At 37.5% G+C, this 18,355-nt stretch carries 15 protein-coding genes and 2 pseudogenes; 14 read left to right on the top strand and 3 right to left on the bottom strand.

What is annotated here, in order from left to right; translation table 11 throughout:
- Positions 1–27: 27 nt before the first annotated feature.
- The 12 genes from LZD48_RS13880 to LZD48_RS13825 all read left to right on the top strand — a co-directional run bounded on the left by LZD48_RS13880 (position 28) and on the right by LZD48_RS13825 (position 13,692).
- Complete coding sequence (locus LZD48_RS13880; RefSeq protein ID WP_235763322.1) at positions 28–1,485, top strand: glycoside hydrolase family 1 protein; 1,458 nt, start codon at positions 28–30, stop codon at positions 1,483–1,485.
- A gap of 38 nt (positions 1,486–1,523) precedes the next feature.
- Complete coding sequence (locus tag LZD48_RS13875; protein ID WP_235763321.1) at positions 1,524–1,790, top strand: phosphocarrier protein HPr; 267 nt, start codon at positions 1,524–1,526, stop codon at positions 1,788–1,790.
- Entirely contained in the window at positions 1,790–3,508 is a 1,719-nt protein-coding gene (gene ptsP / locus LZD48_RS13870; RefSeq protein WP_235763320.1) for a phosphoenolpyruvate--protein phosphotransferase, read from the top strand. The genes LZD48_RS13875 and ptsP overlap by 1 nt, the downstream gene beginning before the upstream one ends.
- Positions 3,509–3,675: 167 nt before the next feature.
- Complete coding sequence (locus tag LZD48_RS13865) at positions 3,676–5,766, top strand: BglG family transcription antiterminator (protein WP_235763319.1); 2,091 nt, start codon at positions 3,676–3,678, stop codon at positions 5,764–5,766.
- 195 nt (positions 5,767–5,961) lie between these two features.
- The gene (locus LZD48_RS13860) at positions 5,962–6,267 is read left to right on the top strand and encodes a PTS lactose/cellobiose transporter subunit IIA (protein WP_188859092.1); all 306 of its coding nucleotides are present in this window, start codon (positions 5,962–5,964) and stop codon (positions 6,265–6,267) included.
- Between the two features lie 17 nt (positions 6,268–6,284).
- Entirely contained in the window at positions 6,285–7,619 is a 1,335-nt protein-coding gene (locus LZD48_RS13855) for a 6-phospho-beta-glucosidase (RefSeq protein ID WP_235763318.1), read from the top strand.
- A gap of 80 nt (positions 7,620–7,699) precedes the next feature.
- Positions 7,700–9,139, top strand: coding sequence for a glycoside hydrolase family 1 protein (locus LZD48_RS13850; protein ID WP_235763317.1), 1,440 nt, complete (start codon positions 7,700–7,702; stop codon positions 9,137–9,139).
- Positions 9,140–9,231: 92 nt separating this feature from the next.
- Positions 9,232–9,555, top strand: coding sequence for a PTS cellobiose transporter subunit IIB (locus LZD48_RS13845; protein WP_156856129.1), 324 nt, complete (start codon positions 9,232–9,234; stop codon positions 9,553–9,555).
- A 113-nt stretch (positions 9,556–9,668) separates the two neighbouring features.
- On the top strand, positions 9,669–10,172 hold the full coding sequence (locus LZD48_RS13840; RefSeq protein ID WP_235763316.1) for a hypothetical protein: 504 nt from the start codon (positions 9,669–9,671) through the stop codon (positions 10,170–10,172).
- A 22-nt stretch (positions 10,173–10,194) separates the two neighbouring features.
- Positions 10,195–11,550 (top strand): PTS cellobiose transporter subunit IIC, encoded by a 1,356-nt coding sequence (gene celB, locus LZD48_RS13835; protein WP_235763315.1) that lies wholly within the window; start codon positions 10,195–10,197, stop codon positions 11,548–11,550.
- A 924-nt stretch (positions 11,551–12,474) separates the two neighbouring features.
- Positions 12,475–13,185 carry an SDR family oxidoreductase gene (locus tag LZD48_RS13830; RefSeq protein WP_235763314.1) on the top strand — a complete coding sequence of 237 codons (711 nt, stop codon included), beginning with the start codon at positions 12,475–12,477 and terminating at the stop codon, positions 13,183–13,185.
- 126 nt (positions 13,186–13,311) lie between these two features.
- Positions 13,312–13,692, top strand: a complete 381-nt coding sequence (locus LZD48_RS13825; protein WP_235763313.1) for a PH domain-containing protein — start codon at positions 13,312–13,314, stop codon at positions 13,690–13,692.
- A 211-nt stretch (positions 13,693–13,903) separates the two neighbouring features.
- On the opposite strand, the pseudogene LZD48_RS13820 reads toward LZD48_RS13825, so the two are convergent.
- A pseudogene (locus LZD48_RS13820) lies at positions 13,904–14,191 on the bottom strand (hypothetical protein); the annotation flags it as partial.
- Positions 14,192–14,390: 199 nt separating this feature from the next.
- Here LZD48_RS13820 and LZD48_RS13815 point away from each other — a divergent pair.
- Both LZD48_RS13815 and LZD48_RS13810 read left to right on the top strand, forming a co-directional pair.
- Complete coding sequence (locus tag LZD48_RS13815; protein ID WP_000922261.1) at positions 14,391–14,675, top strand: hypothetical protein; 285 nt, start codon at positions 14,391–14,393, stop codon at positions 14,673–14,675.
- A 6-nt stretch (positions 14,676–14,681) separates the two neighbouring features.
- Positions 14,682–16,634, top strand: coding sequence for a hypothetical protein (locus tag LZD48_RS13810; protein WP_000163792.1), 1,953 nt, complete (start codon positions 14,682–14,684; stop codon positions 16,632–16,634).
- Between the two features lie 71 nt (positions 16,635–16,705).
- Here the strand turns inward: LZD48_RS13810 and dfrG are convergent, their stop codons facing one another.
- Together dfrG and LZD48_RS13800 are read right to left on the bottom strand one after the other, a co-directional pair.
- Positions 16,706–17,203 carry a trimethoprim-resistant dihydrofolate reductase DfrG gene (gene dfrG, locus LZD48_RS13805; RefSeq protein WP_000868795.1) on the bottom strand — a complete coding sequence of 166 codons (498 nt, stop codon included), beginning with the start codon at positions 17,201–17,203 and terminating at the stop codon, positions 16,706–16,708.
- Positions 17,204–17,479: 276 nt separating this feature from the next.
- Positions 17,480–18,277: pseudogene (locus LZD48_RS13800) on the bottom strand (NAD(P)/FAD-dependent oxidoreductase); the annotation flags it as partial.
- Between the last annotated feature and the right edge of the window lie 78 nt (positions 18,278–18,355).

Below are 18,355 nucleotides of genomic sequence, written 5' to 3'. Positions count from 1 at the left end.
AATAATATAAAATGAAGGAGAGATAGAATGGCTACATTCAAATCACAATTTCCAGAAGGCTTCTATTGGGGTGGTGCAACGGCGGCCAACCAAATCGAGGGTGCTTTTGATGAAGATGGCAAAGGATTATCGGCAGCGGACTTTGTTGAATATATCCCTAGGGAAGAGCGGAAGCGAGATAATGCGATGGAAATTACATCCGAACAAATCCGGAAAACATTAAGCGGTGAATCGACTGCCCGCCATCCAAAACGAGAAGGAATCGATTTTTACCATCGTTATAAAGAAGATATTGCACTTCTTGCTGAGATGGGCTTTAAAGCATTTCGACTTTCCATTCACTGGTCAAGAATTTTCCCGAACGGTTATGATGAGACGCCAAATGAAGCTGGATTGCAGTTTTATGACAATGTGTTCGATGAGTTAGCGAAATATAATATCGAACCAGTTGTGACCTTGTCTCACTACGAAACTCCTTATGGTTTAACAGAAAAATATAACGCCTGGGTTTCACGTGAAACAATTGATCATTTCGTACGTTACGCAGAGACAGTATTTACCCGTTATAAAGATAAAGTTAAATATTGGATGACCTTTAACGAAATCAATATGATTACAATCAGCCCGTATACCGGTGGTGGAATCTTATCTGATAAAGAAGAAAACCCGGTGCAAGCAAAATTCCAAGGACTGCATCATCAATTCGTAGCGAGTTCCCTTGCAACGAAGAAACTTCATGAAATTATTCCAGATGGAAAAATGGGTTGTATGCTTGCAAGAATGAGCCACTATCCGAACACACCAAACCCTGAAGACGTGCTCAAAGCGCAACAGGATAACCAGGAAAACCTTTTCTTTGCAGATGTTCATGCTCGCGGTGAGTACCCGAAATATCTGGACCGTTTCTTCGTAGAAAATGATATTGAAATTGTGAAGGAAACTGGCGATGATGAGATTTTAAAACAATACCCTGTCGACTACATTTCATTCAGCTATTATATGTCGATGGTATCTTCTAACTCCCCTGAAGGCGAGCGCACGGAAGGTAATCTCATGAACACATTGAAAAACCCTTACCTCGAAGCATCAGAGTGGGGCTGGCAAATTGACCCAGTTGGTTTACGGGTAGTGTTAAACGAGCTGTACGACCGTTATCAACTGCCGCTCTTCCTTGTTGAAAATGGCTTAGGAGCCTATGATAGAGTCGAGGAAGATGGCTCGATCCATGATGACTATCGTATCGATTATATGAGAAAACATATCGAACAAATGAAAGAAGCAATCGGTGATGGCGTTGATTTAATGGGTTACCTCGCCTGGGGACCGATTGATCTCGTATCGATGTCAACAAGCGAAATGTCGAAGCGTTACGGCATGATCTACGTTGACAAGGATGATGAAGGTAATGGTACACTGGAAAGAAGCAAGAAAGATTCCTTCTACTGGTATAAGAAAGTCATTGAAAGTAACGGCGAAGAACTATAAGCTATAGTTTTAATAAATAAATATTGGAGATGAGATAAATGGTAGAAAAAAAGTTTACAGTTATTGATAAAGTAGGAATTCATGCACGTCCAGCATCAGCCTTAGTACAGGCTGCTGGACAGTTTACATCAGACGTTCAGTTAGAATACAACGGAAAATCCGTTAACCTAAAATCCATCATGGGGATCATGTCACTCGGAATTGGCCAAGACGCTGAAATTATCATTCGTGCTGAAGGTGACGATGAACAAGCAGCATTGGAAAAACTAGAAGAGACAATGAGTAAGGAAGGATTAGCAGAATAATGACGCTATTAAAAGGTATCGCGGCTTCAAGTGGCATCGTACTTGCTAAAGCTTACCGTTTAATCGAACCCGATCTTTCCTTTGAAAAAAGAAAAGTGGAAGACACGGCAAAGGAAGTCGAACGGTTCCAAGTTGCCCTTAGTGTATCGAAGGATGAACTTGAAGCAATTCGTGAAAAGGCAAAAGTTGAATTGGGCGAGGATAATGCTGCAATATTTGAGGCACACTTACTCGTATTAAGTGACCCGGAGTTAATCTCGCCTATTGAGGATAAGATTAAAAATGAACAAGTGAATGCAGAATATGCCCTGAAAGAAACGGCTGATATGTTCATTACAATGTTCGAACAAATGGATAATGACTATATGAAAGAACGTGCCGCAGACATCCGCGATGTGACGAAACGCCTTCATGCCCATTTACTTGGTGTGCAACTCCCGAACCCGAGCATGATTTCAGAAGAAGTAATTATTGTCGCAGAAGACTTGACACCATCCGACACCGCGCAATTGAACCGTCAATTTGTCAAAGGCTTTACAACGGATATCGGCGGCCGGACTTCCCACTCTGCAATCATGGCTCGCTCCATGGAAATCCCTGCAATAGTCGGGACAAAAACGGTGACAGAAGATGTTAAGGATGGCGATTTCCTTATTATTGACGGGCTTAAAGGTGAAGTTCATATTAACCCGACAGAGGAAACAATCGCTTCTTATAAAGAAGAACAGATTCGTTATGAAGAGAAAAAAGCGGAATGGGCCAAGCTTGTTAATGAGAAGACCGTAACGGCAGACGGCGAACACGTTGAATTAGCTGCTAATATCGGAACACCGGATGATTTGGAAGGTGTGAAGAATAATGGCGGGGAAGCTGTTGGGCTTTACCGTACTGAATTCCTTTATATGGGACGCGACCAATTGCCGACAGAGGAAGAACAATTCGATGCATATAAAGCAGTCCTAGAAGGCATGGACGGAAAACCTGTCGTCGTTCGTACGCTAGATATCGGCGGAGATAAGGAACTACCTTATTTAGATTTACCAAAAGAAATGAACCCGTTCCTTGGATTCCGTGCGATTCGTCTTTGTTTAGAGGAACAAGATATTTTCCGTGTGCAACTACGCGCATTGCTTCGAGCAAGTGTCTTTGGCAACTTAAAAATTATGTTCCCAATGATCGCGACCCTTGCAGAATTTAGAGAAGCGAAAGCAATTTTAGAGCAAGAAAAAGAAATATTGGTAGCAGCAGGTACACCGGTTTCTGATGAAATCGAAGTTGGAATCATGGTAGAAATCCCTTCTACTGCTGTACTCGCAGACCAATTCGCAAAAGAAGTGGATTTCTTCAGTATTGGAACGAATGATTTAATTCAATACACTATGGCTGCTGACCGCATGAACGAACAAGTCTCTTACCTTTACCAGCCATACAATCCAGCCATTTTACGTCTTGTAAAAATGGTAATCGACGCCTCACACCGTGAAGGTAAATGGACAGGTATGTGTGGTGAAATGGCCGGCGATGAGCTAGCTATTCCACTCCTGCTTGGACTCGGACTAGATGAGTTCTCCATGAGTGCGACATCTATCCTACAAGCCAGATCACAAATTCGTGGATTGAGTAAGCGGGATATGGTGGAACTTGCTGAGAAGGCTCTAGAAATGAGAACCGCAGAAGAGGTCGTTGCGGAAGTGAAGAGAGTAACGGAAGAGAAGTAAATGTAATGAGCAGCATCTTTAGGCGGTTAATTCCTCTTCAAGATGCTGCTTTTTCCTACACGAAAAGAAGGATTTGATAGTGATTAAATTAGAATCACTCCTCCCTAATAGATTGGGACTTAAAATCATTCAAGATCTAGAAGAAATGGGCATAGGGCACACGATTATTGCATGCACAAGAGATTTATGCAGCTATACAAAAAGACATCTCCCCGGAAGGGAAAAAAATTGTAAGAGGATCATACGCAGAAGTGAAAGAAGTAACAGATTTCCTGGAAATCTCAGATGATTTCATAAAAATTACCTCAGGAGTGATTGGGATGCCGACTAATCGGATGATGCAGATATTAAAAGAGCTAATGTCCACTAAAACTCCAATTACCAGTAATGATTTAGCTAACAATATTCAAGTAACATCAAGAACGATTCGAAATGATATAAAGGAACTTAATGAGATCCTATTACATAGTGGTGGATGCATTAAGTCAACCAGAGGAATTGGCTATGTACTGGAAGTAAAAGACACTGATACATTCAAATTGTTTTTGCAAAGGCTGTTTAAAAACTCGGATACTCTAGCAAACCAATCACCAAATACACCGGAAGAGCGCGTTAGCTATATTATTCGAAAACTTTTATTAGCAAATGGTTACATAAAATTAGACGATATTGCTGAAGAACTATATATAAGCAAATCAACTCTACAAAATGATTTAATTGAAGTAAGAAAAATAATAAAAAGTTTTAAACTAGAGATAGAAAGTAAACCATATTATGGTGTGAAGGTTACAGGGAGTGAAATGAATTTTCGCTTTTGCTTGTCGGAGTATTTATTGAATAGAGAAAGTATTACATTCGATATGCCAATCCCCCCGGATTCCCTATTTTCAAAAAAAGAATTTAATAAAATTCAAGCTATCATTTTGGGAGAAATTCAAAAGAATGAGATTTATCTATCTGATATTGAGTTAAATAATTTAAGTATTCACTTCGCTATTGCTTGTAAACGAATTCGCGATGAAAATTATATCCTTCTCCCACCTGAGGACTTTGAAGGAATATACACAAAAAAAGAATACAAAGTGGCGGAAAAAATAGTAAAAAAAGTTGAATCGTCTTTTGACGTTTGTTTTCCTGCGCAGGAAATTGCATATATTGCGATTCATCTCTTAGGGATGAATAAAATTGCAACAACTAATTTAAGTCAACAAGAGTTTGAAACATTTGTAGATAATGAATTAAGAGATATAATCAATGAGATTATTATGAAAATAGATGAACGATTAAAATTACAATTAAAAAACGATAAAGAACTGTTTATCGCGTTAGGATTGCATTTGAGACCAGCAATAAATCGTCTACGCTATGGAATGAATATGCGAAACCCATTGTTTGATGAGATTAAAGCAAAATATCCACTTGCATTTGATGCTGCGATTTTAGCAAGCAAAGTTTTAAAAAATAGATTAGAGATTGAAATTGATGAGCACGAAATTGGCTATATTGCGTTACATATAAAGGTCGCCATGTACAGACAACAAATGAATCAAGATGTAAAGCGTTGTATTATCGTTTGTGCATCTGGCTCGGGTAGCGCCATGTTACTTAAGTATAAATTGCAAGCTAAGTATTTTAATCAATTAATAGTTGTAGATACAATCGATTATTATCGTTTAAATCAAACTACTCTAGAACAAATTGATTTTGTTATTACAACTATCCCAATTGAAAGCAAGTTACCTGTGCCAGTAATATTCGTAAATACAATATTAGGTACAAAAGATATTGAACAAATAGAAGATTGTTTACAAGATAGGGATAAAGATAAGGTCGTCTATGTGAAAGAGGAACTAATCTTTCTTCATCAAGAACTCGAGACAAAAGAAAGCACTATTCAATTTTTAGTGAATGAACTAGAGTCGGCAGGCTATGTTGATGACTCATTTGGTAAGTCAGTACTTGAGAGAGAACGATTATCGCCAACTAGTTTCGGAAACTTGGTTGCCATCCCCCACCCCATGAGTCCGCACACAGATGAAACAATTTGGGCGATATGCACGTTGAAAAAGCCTATTAATTGGGGAGAGAATCGTGTACAATTTGTTTGTTTATTAAGTCTAGGGAAGAATAAAACTCCTAATATAGAGGGGATGTATGATTATTTAATTGGAATGATTGATAACGAAAAAAAGGTCAAACAGCTGATAAATTGTGAGAACAAGAAAGAATTTTTGGAGATACTAAACAATATAGATTAAAGCAATATATAGAAAATTCCGGGTTGATATTACCCGGTCTTTTTTATTGTGTAAATATAGATTAATTTCCATGTAATCTTTTCCTTAGCGTTAAGGAAAAACTATGGATTCAATTGAAAGCGATTTCACATTATTATATATATGTAAGCAGAGTCAAATGAATAGATTGTATTGACTTAAGGGGGCAAAGCAGCATTGGATATAGAAGAAGTAAGCTTTCAAATCATATTACATGGCGGAAACGCTCGAAACTTGGCAATGGAAGCAATCCGGCATGCTAAAGTAAGAGAATTTGAAGCAGCTAATCAAAAAATCCAGGAAGCAAATGAAGAAATGAGTAAAGCGCATCGGTTCCAAACGGATCTGATCCAAGGAGAAGCTCGTGGTGAAAAAATAGAGATTCGTTTGTTACTTATACATGCACAAGACCATCTCATGAATGCAATGACAGTTGTTGATTTAGCTGAAGAAGTAATTGAACTTCATAATAAAATTAAATAATTGGAAAGGGGATTATTATGTCTAATCATAAGTTGAAAGTGGCTACAATTGGTGGAGGTTCAAGTTATACACCAGAATTAGTCGAGGGCTTTATTAAACGATATGATGAATTTCCATTGACCGAATTGTGGTTGGCTGATATTGAAGAGGGTAAAGAGAAGCTTGAGATTGTAGGTAACCTTGCTAAACGAATGATTGAAAATGCAGGTCTCCCGATTGATGTTCACTTAACACTTGATCGAAGAGCCGCACTAAAAGATGCCGACTTTGTCACAACTCAATTCCGTGTCGGTTTGCTCAATGCACGTGCAAAAGATGAACGTATCCCACTTAAATATGGTGTACTTGGTCAAGAAACGAACGGCCCAGGGGGGTTATTTAAAGGTTTACGTACGATCCCAGTCATCTTAGATATTGCCAAAGAAATGGAGGAACTTTGTCCAAATGCGTGGTTAATCAACTTTACAAATCCTGCTGGGATGGTAACAGAGGCAGTTCTTCGTTACTCCAATATTGATAAAGTTATCGGTCTGTGTAATGTACCTATTGGAATGGAGATGGGGATTGCTAAATTACTAGACGTAGAACACTCCCGAGTTCGTATTGATTTTACCGGGCTAAACCATATGGTATATGGGTTAGATGTATATGTTGATGGAGTTAGTGTCAAAGATGAAGTAATTGAGAAGTTATCCGATCCGGCAAATAGTAGTTTTGTCAAAAATATAGATGGTATGGGTTGGGAGCCAGCGTTTATTCAATCTTTAAATGCTCTTACGTGCCCCTATCATATGTACTACTATAAATCAAAAGAGATGTTAGATAAAGCAATAGAAAGTGCTGAGAAAGAAGGAACTCGTGCAGAGGTTGTTCAGAAATTAGAAGAAGAGTTATTTGAGTTATATAAAGATGAAAATCTAAATATTAAGCCGCCACAACTCGAAGAACGTGGAGGAGCGTATTATTCCGATGCAGCTGTTCGTTTGATCACTTCCATCTATAAAGATAAGCGTGATATTCAACCAGTTAACACAAGGAATAATGGCGCGATCGCAAGTATTCCCGCAGATTCAGCTGTGGAAGTAAGTAGTATTATTACAAAGGACGGTCCAATTCCATTAACAATGGGGGATATTCCTGTAGCAGCACGTGGACTAGTTCAACAAATTAAATCATTTGAACGGACTGCGGCAGAAGCAGCTGTGACAGGAGATTATAATAAAGCAGTTCTCGCATTAGCAATTAACCCGCTTACGCCTTCTGATACGATTGCAAAGAAAATTGTGGATGAGATGTTGGAAGCGCATAAAGAATATTTACCACAATTTTTCCAAACTGAAACAGTAAATTAATTTGAATATGGTTCTGGAGAAAACATTTCCGGAACCGTAAGAGGACTTATTGGATTCATAATTAAGGAGGGACTAGTACAGTGTTACACAAAAAACTTAAACCATTTCCGACGGATTTCTTATGGGGAGCCGCTTCAGCTGCATATCAAGTAGAGGGTGCATGGGATACAGATGGAAAAGGAAAGTCCAATTGGGACGAATTCGTCCGTATTCCTGGGAAAACATTCAAAGATACCAACGGCGATGTAGCTGTTGATCATTACCATCGCTACAAAGAAGATATAGCATTAATGGCTGAAATGGGCTTGAAAACCTATCGATTCTCTGTAGCATGGACACGTATCTTTCCAAATGGAAAAGGAGAAGTAAATCAAAAAGGTATAGATTTTTACAATCGTTTAATTGATGAGTTGGCCAAGCATGGTATTGAACCAATATTAACCATTTATCATTGGGATTTACCACAAGCTCTTCAAGATGAGTATGGTGGCTGGGAATCAAGGCAAATTGTCGAGGACTTTAGAAATTATAGTATTACATTATTCAAGGAGTTCGGAGACCGTGTGAAATATTGGGTTTCATTAAATGAACAAAATATATTCACTAGACTGGGCTATCAAACAGGTATGCACCCACCCGGGGTAAAAGATGACAAACTATTCTATCAAGTGAACCACCATGCTAATTTAGCAAATGCGATTGCTATTAAGGAATTTCGTAACTATGTTCCTGATGGAAAAATTGGACCAAGTTTTGCATACTCACCAGCCTATGCAGCCACATCAAAACCAGCAGACATATTAGCTGCAGAAAACGCGGAAGAGTTAACAAACCACTGGTGGATGGATGTCTACACATGGGGTGAGTATCCAAAAGCAACTTGGAATTACCTCAAGCGTAGAGGTATTGCTCCACAAGTAAAAGAGAGCGATTTCACACTATTGAAAGAAGGAAAGCCTGACTTCATGGGAGTGAACTATTATCAAACGACTACTTATGAAAAAAATCCGTTGGATGGCGCTACACTGGATGGTCACTTCAACACCACAGGTAAAAAAGGTACAATGGAGAGCACTGGTATACAAGGACTCTTTAAAACTGTTGCCAATGAAAACCTAGAGACAACAAACTGGGATTGGAACATTGACCCACAAGGATTACGGATTGGTCTTCGTCGAATAACGAACCGCTACGGATTACCAATCTTAATCAGCGAAAATGGTCTTGGTGAATACGATACCGTTGAAGCGGATGGTACGATAAACGACGACTACCGCATCGAGTATATTCACACTCATTTAAAGGCTATTCAGGAAGCAATTACAGACGGTGTTGACATGATTGGTTATTGTGTGTGGTCCTTTACTGATCTTCTCAGCTGGTTAAATGGATTCCAGAAACGCTATGGGTTTGTATATGTTAATCAGAGTGAAGACGGAAAACACGACCTTCGACGTATCAAAAAGAAGAGCTTTTATTGGTACAAGGAAGTCATTGATAATAATGGAGAAAATATTTAAGCAAATGTAAGCGCTGTCGTTAAGGTGTCTCGGTACTTGGATTAACGATAGCCTCTAAATAGCGAAATTATATTTCTATGGAGGGATGTAAAATGAAAAAGGCGTTAATTATTTGTGCAGGTGGTATGTCATCTTCTTTAATGGCTAAGAAAACAACAGAGTTTCTTAAAAAGGAGGGTCATGATATTGAATTAGAAGCAACAGGAGCTAATGAAGGTCAAAAACTGATTGAAAAAGGTGATTTTGATTTATTTTTGGTAAGTCCTCAAACAAAAATGTACTATAAAAGGCTTAAAGATGCCGGGGATCGTTCAGGCAAACCAGTTGTAAACATCCCACCTCAGGCATATGTTCCGATTCCTATGGGGATTGAAAAGTTAGCGAATGTGATTTTACAAGAGTTTCCGGATGAATGATCTGCTCTTAGATTAAGTCCAATTGAGTGGAAATAAGGCACGCTTATTAATAAACAGCTTCCCCGCTACTAAACGCTAGTAGCGAGAGCTGGATTAATAGAAGAGGGATTTAAATGAAAAAAGATGAAATGGCACAGATAGTACAAAACAGAAAAAAGTTAAGTGTAAAATCAATGTATTTTAATCGATATTTACTTGTAAGATATGTATCCGCGTCATTCTTTTTTACAAATTTTTATTGGTTAATCTCATTATTGATGAGTGATTCGTCACTATTCTTTATCCCATTGGTATTAATCATCGTATTTGTTGTGAGTGCTGCCGAACAGGTAAAAATATTTAGCAGTCATACTAATAATGCAACACACACAAAATTCTATTTTAAAATTCAACTTGTGATAAATATTATATTGTTATTACCAACTTATTTTTCTTCTTCCTTTACCCAGTTATACCCTTTCCTAATTGAAAAAGGGTCGTCTAAACTATTTATTTTAGCGATATTAATGTTAGGAATAATATTAAGTGCGATCACTCTCAAGCGTTTACATTCGATTAAACATAATGAGGATAAACATTTTGAACGCATCAAGGAATATGAACAAGCTATTAATTAATAATTAGATAGGGGAAATTACAATGGAAAGTGAAAATAAAGTATTTGCTCTCTTAGAAAAATATCTAATGGGTCCAATGGGTAAAATTGCGTCCTTCCGTATAGTGCGTGCCATAATGGCTGCAGGGATGGCTTCTATTCCGTTTGTAATTGTAGGATCGATGTTCTTAGTCTTGAACGTACTACCAGAGACATTTACTTTTTTAGAGGGCTTTTTTGATAATACATTTTTCAGAATTAGTGATTTGTATATGTTAGCAAACAAAACAACGATGGGAATATTAGCGTTATATTTTGGCCTCGTTATTGGGTATGAGTATACAAAAATATTTGCTGAAGAAGAAGAGCTAAACCTAAACCCGTTAAATGGTGCTTTACTATCTTTGTTTGCATTTTTTATGACTGTTCCTCAGTTAGTTATCGAGAATGGGAAAATGACTCTCGTACATCTAATTGATGAAGACAATACAATTGTCCATGGGTGGGAAATGGTTGCAGATGGGGTAAGTCGCTTAGGAGCGACAGGAATATTCACAGCAATCATCATGTCCGTTATAGCGGTGCAAGTCTATAGATTGTGTGTTAAACAAAATTGGGTTATTAAAATGCCTGAGGCCGTTCCAGAGGGTGTGTCCAGGTCATTCACAGCCCTAATTCCGGCATTTCTAGTAGCTTTTGTTGTTTTATTAATCAATGGTATTCTAGTTGCACTGGGGACTGATATCTTTAAGATTGTTGCAATTCCTTTTGGCTTTGTTGTTAATTTAACAAGTAGCTGGGTAGGTATTTTAATTATTTACTTCTTAATCTCCGCTCTTTGGATTGTAGGTATTCATGGGGCAACTATTATTTCAGGCTTCTTGACACCAATCGTTCTAACAAACTTGCAATCTAACATAGATGGAGCAAACATTCCATTTGCAGGCGAATTCCAAAATGCATTTGTTTATATGGGGGGGTCGGGGGCTACTTTAGGCTTATGTATTTTCATTGCATTTTTAGCTAAATCAAAGCAATTAAAGGTTCTAGGCAAAGCCGCTCTTGCTCCTGGTATTTTTAATATTAACGAGCCGCTAATATTCGGATTACCAATTGTCTATAATCCCTTTTTAGCAATCCCATTTTTCCTAGCACCAATGGTATCAGCATCAATAGGTTATTGGGCGATCAAACTAAAAATTATAGGTCCTGTCATCGCACAACTTCCTTGGCCTACTCCAATTGGTGCCGGAGCTTTCTTGAGTACAGGTGGGGACTACTTGGCAATCATTGTTGCATTGGTTTCTGCTCTTGCAGCATTTATAGTTTGGCTGCCCTTCATTAAGATGTATGACAATAAGTTAGTTAAGCAAGAAGAAGGTGGAGAATCGCTAATTTAAACTAAATTATAAGTTGCAATCCTGAATAACTAGATTAAGGCGGCGTATTAGAAGGATAGATCCCTTCTGATATTGCTGCTTTTTTATTCAAAACCGTTTACTCTTGTTTCATAGTAAAGCGTTTATTTTTCAATATATATTGCTCAAGTGCCCCCAATTGGATCAACAATCCAATATTCAGGAATATTAAAATATGCATATGAAACTAACTTGTTCGTTTTATCTTGTTTCAAGGAGAAGGAGGAATGATTTCAATTACAAGATCCGGTGAGCCTTCAATGCCACGGTCTGTCAAAATCTCCACGCGCTGACGCGAAACCATAACAAGGTCAGGCTGACGGACCTCTGTTTGAGAAAGAATAACATCGGCTGGGGCATAAAAAAATAAAGAAGTTAGACATACAACCTTTCGCATAGTTGATTATAAATCTCTGCGTTTATCAGTTGATCAGTCGTTGAAGGAGATGGACTTATCAGTTCCAGTTTCCCTCCCGCTAATTCATAGCGCTCCTGATCATTCATTGAAGCATAGTTCTGATAAGTTAGATGACTTCCTTTCATAACGTTATGTTTCTTCGCACTTTTCTATCTTTAATCTCAAAGCCTCCTTCGTACTTCAATAACTAGCGGTGTACCATTTTTTAAATCATTATATCACTTACCAGCACGAAATTAAACAAATTCAGGAACGTTAGTTCCCACCATGTAAACATACACAAAGATAATCAGCTTGCTGAAATGCCTATACTTTAGATCTAGCAAAATCATCGAAGTATGCATACTCCTTGAGTATTAACAACAAATGCTTAATAATTAGTGCAAATGCTTTATTTTTGCTATCCATTTGAGAATAACCTCAATCGCCTTCATATCAAAGAGATAAAAGAGCGAGATGGTAGCGACAACTAGGAGGAGGAGATTATCTTGAACAAATTACAAGGGGAAACAGCAATCGTTACAGGGGCCAGTGCTGGAATTGGTGCTGCTATTGCTAAGGAATTAGCAAGTAAAGGGGCAAATATCGTCCTCGCCGCCCGCCGAATGGATAAGTTGAACGAAGTAAAGAATGAAATTACGGAAATAACAAATGGAAAAGTGAAAGTCATTGCTGTCCAGGCGGATGTATCCGCTAAGAATGACGTTAATCAACTCGTGGAACAGGCACAAACGGAGCTAGGAAATGTGGACATTCTTGTCAATAATGCTGGACAAATGCTAACAGCAACCGTACAATCTGGCAAGGTGGAAGAATGGGAAAAAATGATTGACGTGAATGTGAAAGGCACGCTTTACAGCATCGATGCTGTCTTACCTTCTATGGTATCCCGGTCGGCTGGCCATATTATCAATATTGCTTCCGTTTCCGGTCTTGAAGTAACAAAAACAAATACCGTTTATAGCGCTACAAAACATGCGGTCCGGGTCATCTCTCAAGGATTAGAAAAAGAACTCGCTAGAACAGGTGTAAGAATAACCAATATTTCACCGGGCATGGTCGATACGAACTTAAGCAGTGACAACAGCTGGAATGGCCGTAAAAAGCTTGAACCAACTGATATTGCAAAGGCTGTCGTCTATGCTGTTACCCAGCCTAATTATGTAAATGTTAATGAAATCACGGTTCGACCGGTGTAAAAATAGGAAGGGTCTATCCAAGGATCCCTCCTTTAGCTTATTTTTTATTGTAGCTGTTATAATAACTCCTTTATAGGGAAATAGCCGCAAATAATAGATTCGTCTTTTCAAAAAGGAGGAACTAAAATGGCAGAACAAATGAAACACAAAGTATTCACCTTTTACAATGAGATACCCCTTTTGGACGATATGGCTAAATTTCTTTCACCTAAAGAAGAGGTTCAATTTTGTGTGAAAACAATAAGAGATATTGCCGTATTCACAGACAAGCGAATCCTGATTGCAGATAAGCAAGGAATTACTGGGAAAAAAGTAGAATATTTCTCTATACCGTTTAAAAATATCATCACGTATTCTATTGAGACTGCTGGTAGATTAGATTTAGATTCAGAAATCAAGCTATTCTTATCTGGTGGTTTACGTGTGGAATTACGATTCATGAAAGATAAAAACATGGATCAATTGCTGTTAAAAGTATATCAGCTCATTAATGAATATATTATTTAATGAATTTCATAATACGTATTTAATGCTTCACCATCACCATATGTAGTTGAGTTAGTTCGTTCCCAACTACATATGGTAATGGAAAAGCCGACTTTGGTAATTATGAAATTCATTCTATTAATTAAAATAGAGATTGGGCAAAACACTCAGGTTAAATTCAACACTGAGTGTTTTATTTGATTACAAGACTAATATTATCGATATCTCTAGTTTATTCGTATTGATTTACAGACTTCTTACAGCAAATATCCTCCCTCATCATCTCCTCCACCAACTCCCGATTCCGCTTCTGAAAAAGATCATTATGTGAGGACACCATCGCATATTCATCGGCCTGCGGTTGAATAAATTGCTTCGCCCGGTTCACAGCATTTGCGGCATCTTGAAAACAGCCAGCAATCAAATTCAGTTTCCCATCGAAAGTTAAAATATCTCCAGCACCGTACAGGCCGGGAACGGATGATTCACAGTGGGCATTACCCGCAATAAAAAAGTCATTCGCCATTTTGTAAGTAGTTCAGTTTTGGAGTACAAAAAGTGAAAATGTAAACCTAAATGAGTATCAAATTGCAACTGAATTTGATACTCGTTTTTTATTGTTAAATCAACGTTTGTTGTTAATTTACACCACAAAATGTAAGTTAAAATGTATATAAAAATGCGAACGTGAAATAATTATTGTAGGAATGCAAATTGGTGTGTTAAAATGGTTACAATTTACTAAGCAAAAAGGGGTGCATTTTCCTATGCAATTTCTTGAGCCAAAAAATAAGAACGCTAAGTCTGTGGATTGGGAAATATCAGAGCAAGTAAGGGTGATAGTTAAGCAATACGCTGAATATGCAGAGCGTACTGAAAGCGAAGCAGTGGATGAATTCTTATTGAACATTTTAGACGATAAGAAGTTTATTGAATGGATTGCCAACAAGCGAAGTAATAAGCGGATTGTTGAAAAAATGGGTATCAAAGATAGAGTGGGTTGATAGACAATGACCAAGCTTAAAAGATTAGCCACGAAGGAAGATGAAATTGTAGATGTTAAAATTCCGATTTCAAACGAAGAATTAAAAGATAGGGCTAAACAATATGATTTATTAACTCCAAAACGATTTGCAACAAGGTATAACAAAATGTTGTTCTTGCCAACGTCTTTTAAATGGAACGGTTCTGAATATCCCATTCAATATAATTACTGCATCAATCCGTTTTGTTGTAATTTTGGGAAAGAACAGCACAAATTCAAAGATGTAAAAGGGAAACCAAGTCGATATAAAATGACTGGTAGTTCCAAAGATAAAGGTCATAAAGGTATGTACTGCAATGACAATCCTATTGGCAGAGGTGTATCGCAAAACTGTACAGTAACCCCTTTATCTAATTGGTCTGTTGTTGAAGAAATTAAACGCCTTATAGAAATCAATAGCATCCAAGATGTTGAGCCAGATTATCAATTTCATAAAGAAGGCTGCTCGGAAGAAGAATCAACCCCATTCAATGAGCCGAAGCAATTTTACAAAAGGGGGAAAAGTAGGGGCAAATCTCAACGCTATCAATGTAAGGCGTGTAAGAAGTTCACTAATGTTCTACCAAAAAGAGAAGAAACCACTACTTATCACCAACAAAAGAACACCATTCTTCCAATGTTCGCTAAGATGGTTGTTGGAAGGGTTTCAGTCAGTCGTACTTGTGATATTTTAGGAATTGGAGTTGGAACCTACTATCATAAGCTGGAGTGGCTGTATAGGCGTTGTTTGGAGTTTTTAGAACGATATGAGACACAACCCCTTCAAACAAAGAAATTTAACGAGATGTGGCTTAATACGGACAAGATGCACTACTACCTAAATAACGTCCGTAAGAAAGGACAAGGTTCAAAGAAATATACGGGGTTTGAAGACCTTAATATGCAAACGTATATAGTTGTATCTGCTGAGGTCTTATCAAGATATGTGTTCCGTTCTGATGTTGCCTATGATTGGAATATTTCAATGGATGAATTAAATGAAGATACAAGAAAATTCAAAGAAGACCATCTCAATACTTTTAGTCGTAAAAATGATAGGTTAGATTGGTCTTATTATCCACAAGAACCATCCGCTAACGATAGCGAAAATAGGAATGCTTATCTTCACGAATTAGGGAAAATTACTAATAGGAGTAGATTTGTCGATGGTTTAAATGTTGATGCTCCTTATACTACAACTGCTCACTATTGGTTAATTAAACAAATGGTTAATGCCGACGAATGGCGAATGATTAGTGATGATGACTTCTCTATTAGAAACGCCTTTTATAGAGTATTCACGAAAGAATTAAGGTTGAGCGATGCACATCATTTTATTTGCCAAGTTAACAAGACGAAAAGCAGAAAACAATGCTTAAAAGAATTCGGACAAGCAAAAGCAGAACTGCTCGATTGGGGAGATATCAGAGGATTCAAAACAAAGTTTCTACGGACTTTGGCATCTCATTATCTAACTGAATTACTAACAAGTCATCAATTCCACGAAGAGGCTATTAGTAAAGATGGAGAAAGATATCGCAAATATGCCGATAACCCTATCAAACATCCATTAGCCACTAAGGATAAAGGATTTTATTCAGTTGATTGTAGAACGGATTTATCTGCTCTGGAACCAAACGAAATCGCAAAGATGCTATTAAATGTTAATGACCATTCGACCAATAGCTTTATTCAACAGATAAGACGTTATATATCATCTCTTGAAAGACCATTAACAACAGCTCGTGGTGATAAGAAGAGCTATATTTACGCTAACTTCAATCCGAAGTATGCTCAATTTGCGATTACAATTCTAAGAACTTACTACAACTTTTGTCGCCCTTTTAAATCAGCGGATAAAAAGGTTTTGACACCTGCTCAAAGATTAGGGATTACAGATAAACAATTTGATTGGAAAGATATAATTTATTTCAAATGACAAAAAGAGCTTGGAGTAATCCCAAGCTCTTGTGCTTTATCTTTACTGTTCTTCTTCAATTAACGCACCCGTTAACTCAATAAGTTTTTTCTTTCATATACATGAAAATAGTAGTTATACGGATTTTTATCATTCTTTATCCCTTTTTGGGCAAATACCTCATTCCATTCCTCATAATTCACTTCTGGAAAAAAAGTATCTCCTTCGAATTCATGATGTATTTTTGTGATGTACATTTTCTCAACATAAGGGAAAAACAAATTATAAATCTGTTCTCCTCCGAAAATAAAAATTTCTTCTTCGTTTTTACATAACTCAAAAACATCTTCTATTGAATGAACAATTTCACAACCATTAAAGGTAAACCCCTTATCTCTCGTCAGAATAATATTTCTTCTGTCAGGTAAGGCTCTTCCGATTGATTCAAGGTTCTTCCTACCTAATATTATCGGATGTCCCTTTGTAGTATTTTTAACATATTCCCAGTCCTTGGGAATCCTCCAAGGAATGTCATTCTCTTTGCCAATCACTCTATTCTTATCCATCGCAGCAATCAAAGAAACTTTCATTTATAACACAGCCTTTTTAACTAATTTACCATCTAATTTCTTATTTCTATCAAAAAACCTTTTCTCATTATCCTGCCCGTTAGTTGAATAAGCAATTTTTTCTATAAGTTATATTATCATAATACCACAAAATCACAAATTTTCATTCAATTATCATTTTCAATTGCATTTTATAAATCATTTTGTATGTAATTTGGTATGTAAGTTAAAATGAAAAAAGTAGTCCATTTTGAAGTACATTTTGTCATTTTGTACTCCAAAACTGAACTACTTAGCCATTTTGATATTTAATTTACTTTTTTGTAGTAAACTCGCATCCTGTTCATACCCGTGATTAACGATCACATCTTCAACAGCAACTTCAATTTTCTCCCCAGTCACCTGATTTGTTATCTCAACCGATTCTATTTTCTTATCGTTCTCACAAGCAACTAATTTCGTAATCATCGTTTGCGGAAGACACTTCACAGAGCTGTTTCGCAGTTTAGTAACTTGCGCCTCATGACCAGTCGGTTCATTCTTTCTATATGTCATATATACTTTTTCCGCAATCGGCTCGAGTTCATTCGCCCAGTCAATTGCCGTATTCCCGCCCCCTGAAATAAGCACGGTTTTGCCCCTGAATCGTTTAAGTGACGTGACTGCGTAATGGATATTCGCAACTTCAAATCGCTCTGCCCCTTCAATCTCCAGTCTTTTCGGATTTAAAATCCCCGCTCCAACTGCGACAATCACTGTTCTTGAAAAATGCCTTTCGCCTGAAGCCGCCCGCAATATAAAATGTCCTGCTTCATTACGGGAAATCCCTTCTATTTTCTCATTGAGCACAACGGTTGGCTCAAAAATCAACGCTTGATCGACTAATTGCTCCATGAGCTTTTCCCCTGGAACGGGCGGCACCCCACCGACATCCCAAATCATTTTCTCTGGATAAACTTGGATTTTCCCGCCGAGACGCGGCTGGTATTCAATCAGCTTCGTCTTCATTTCCCGTAAACCGCTATAGAAAGTGGAATAAAGCCCGGCCGGACCTCCACCAATAATCGTTACATCAAACAGTTCCTCTTGTTTCATCCTCATCCACTCCAACCCCAAATTATTATAATTTTGAATAGACATTGACACATTGAAAATTTAACTATATATTAACAT

Source organism: Oceanobacillus alkalisoli, assembly GCF_021556485.1.
GTDB classification, from domain to species: domain Bacteria; phylum Bacillota; class Bacilli; order Bacillales; family Amphibacillaceae; genus Oceanobacillus; species Oceanobacillus alkalisoli.
The sequence above is the reverse complement of the archived record's forward strand: the minus strand, read 5'-3'. Positions and strand labels throughout refer to the sequence as shown.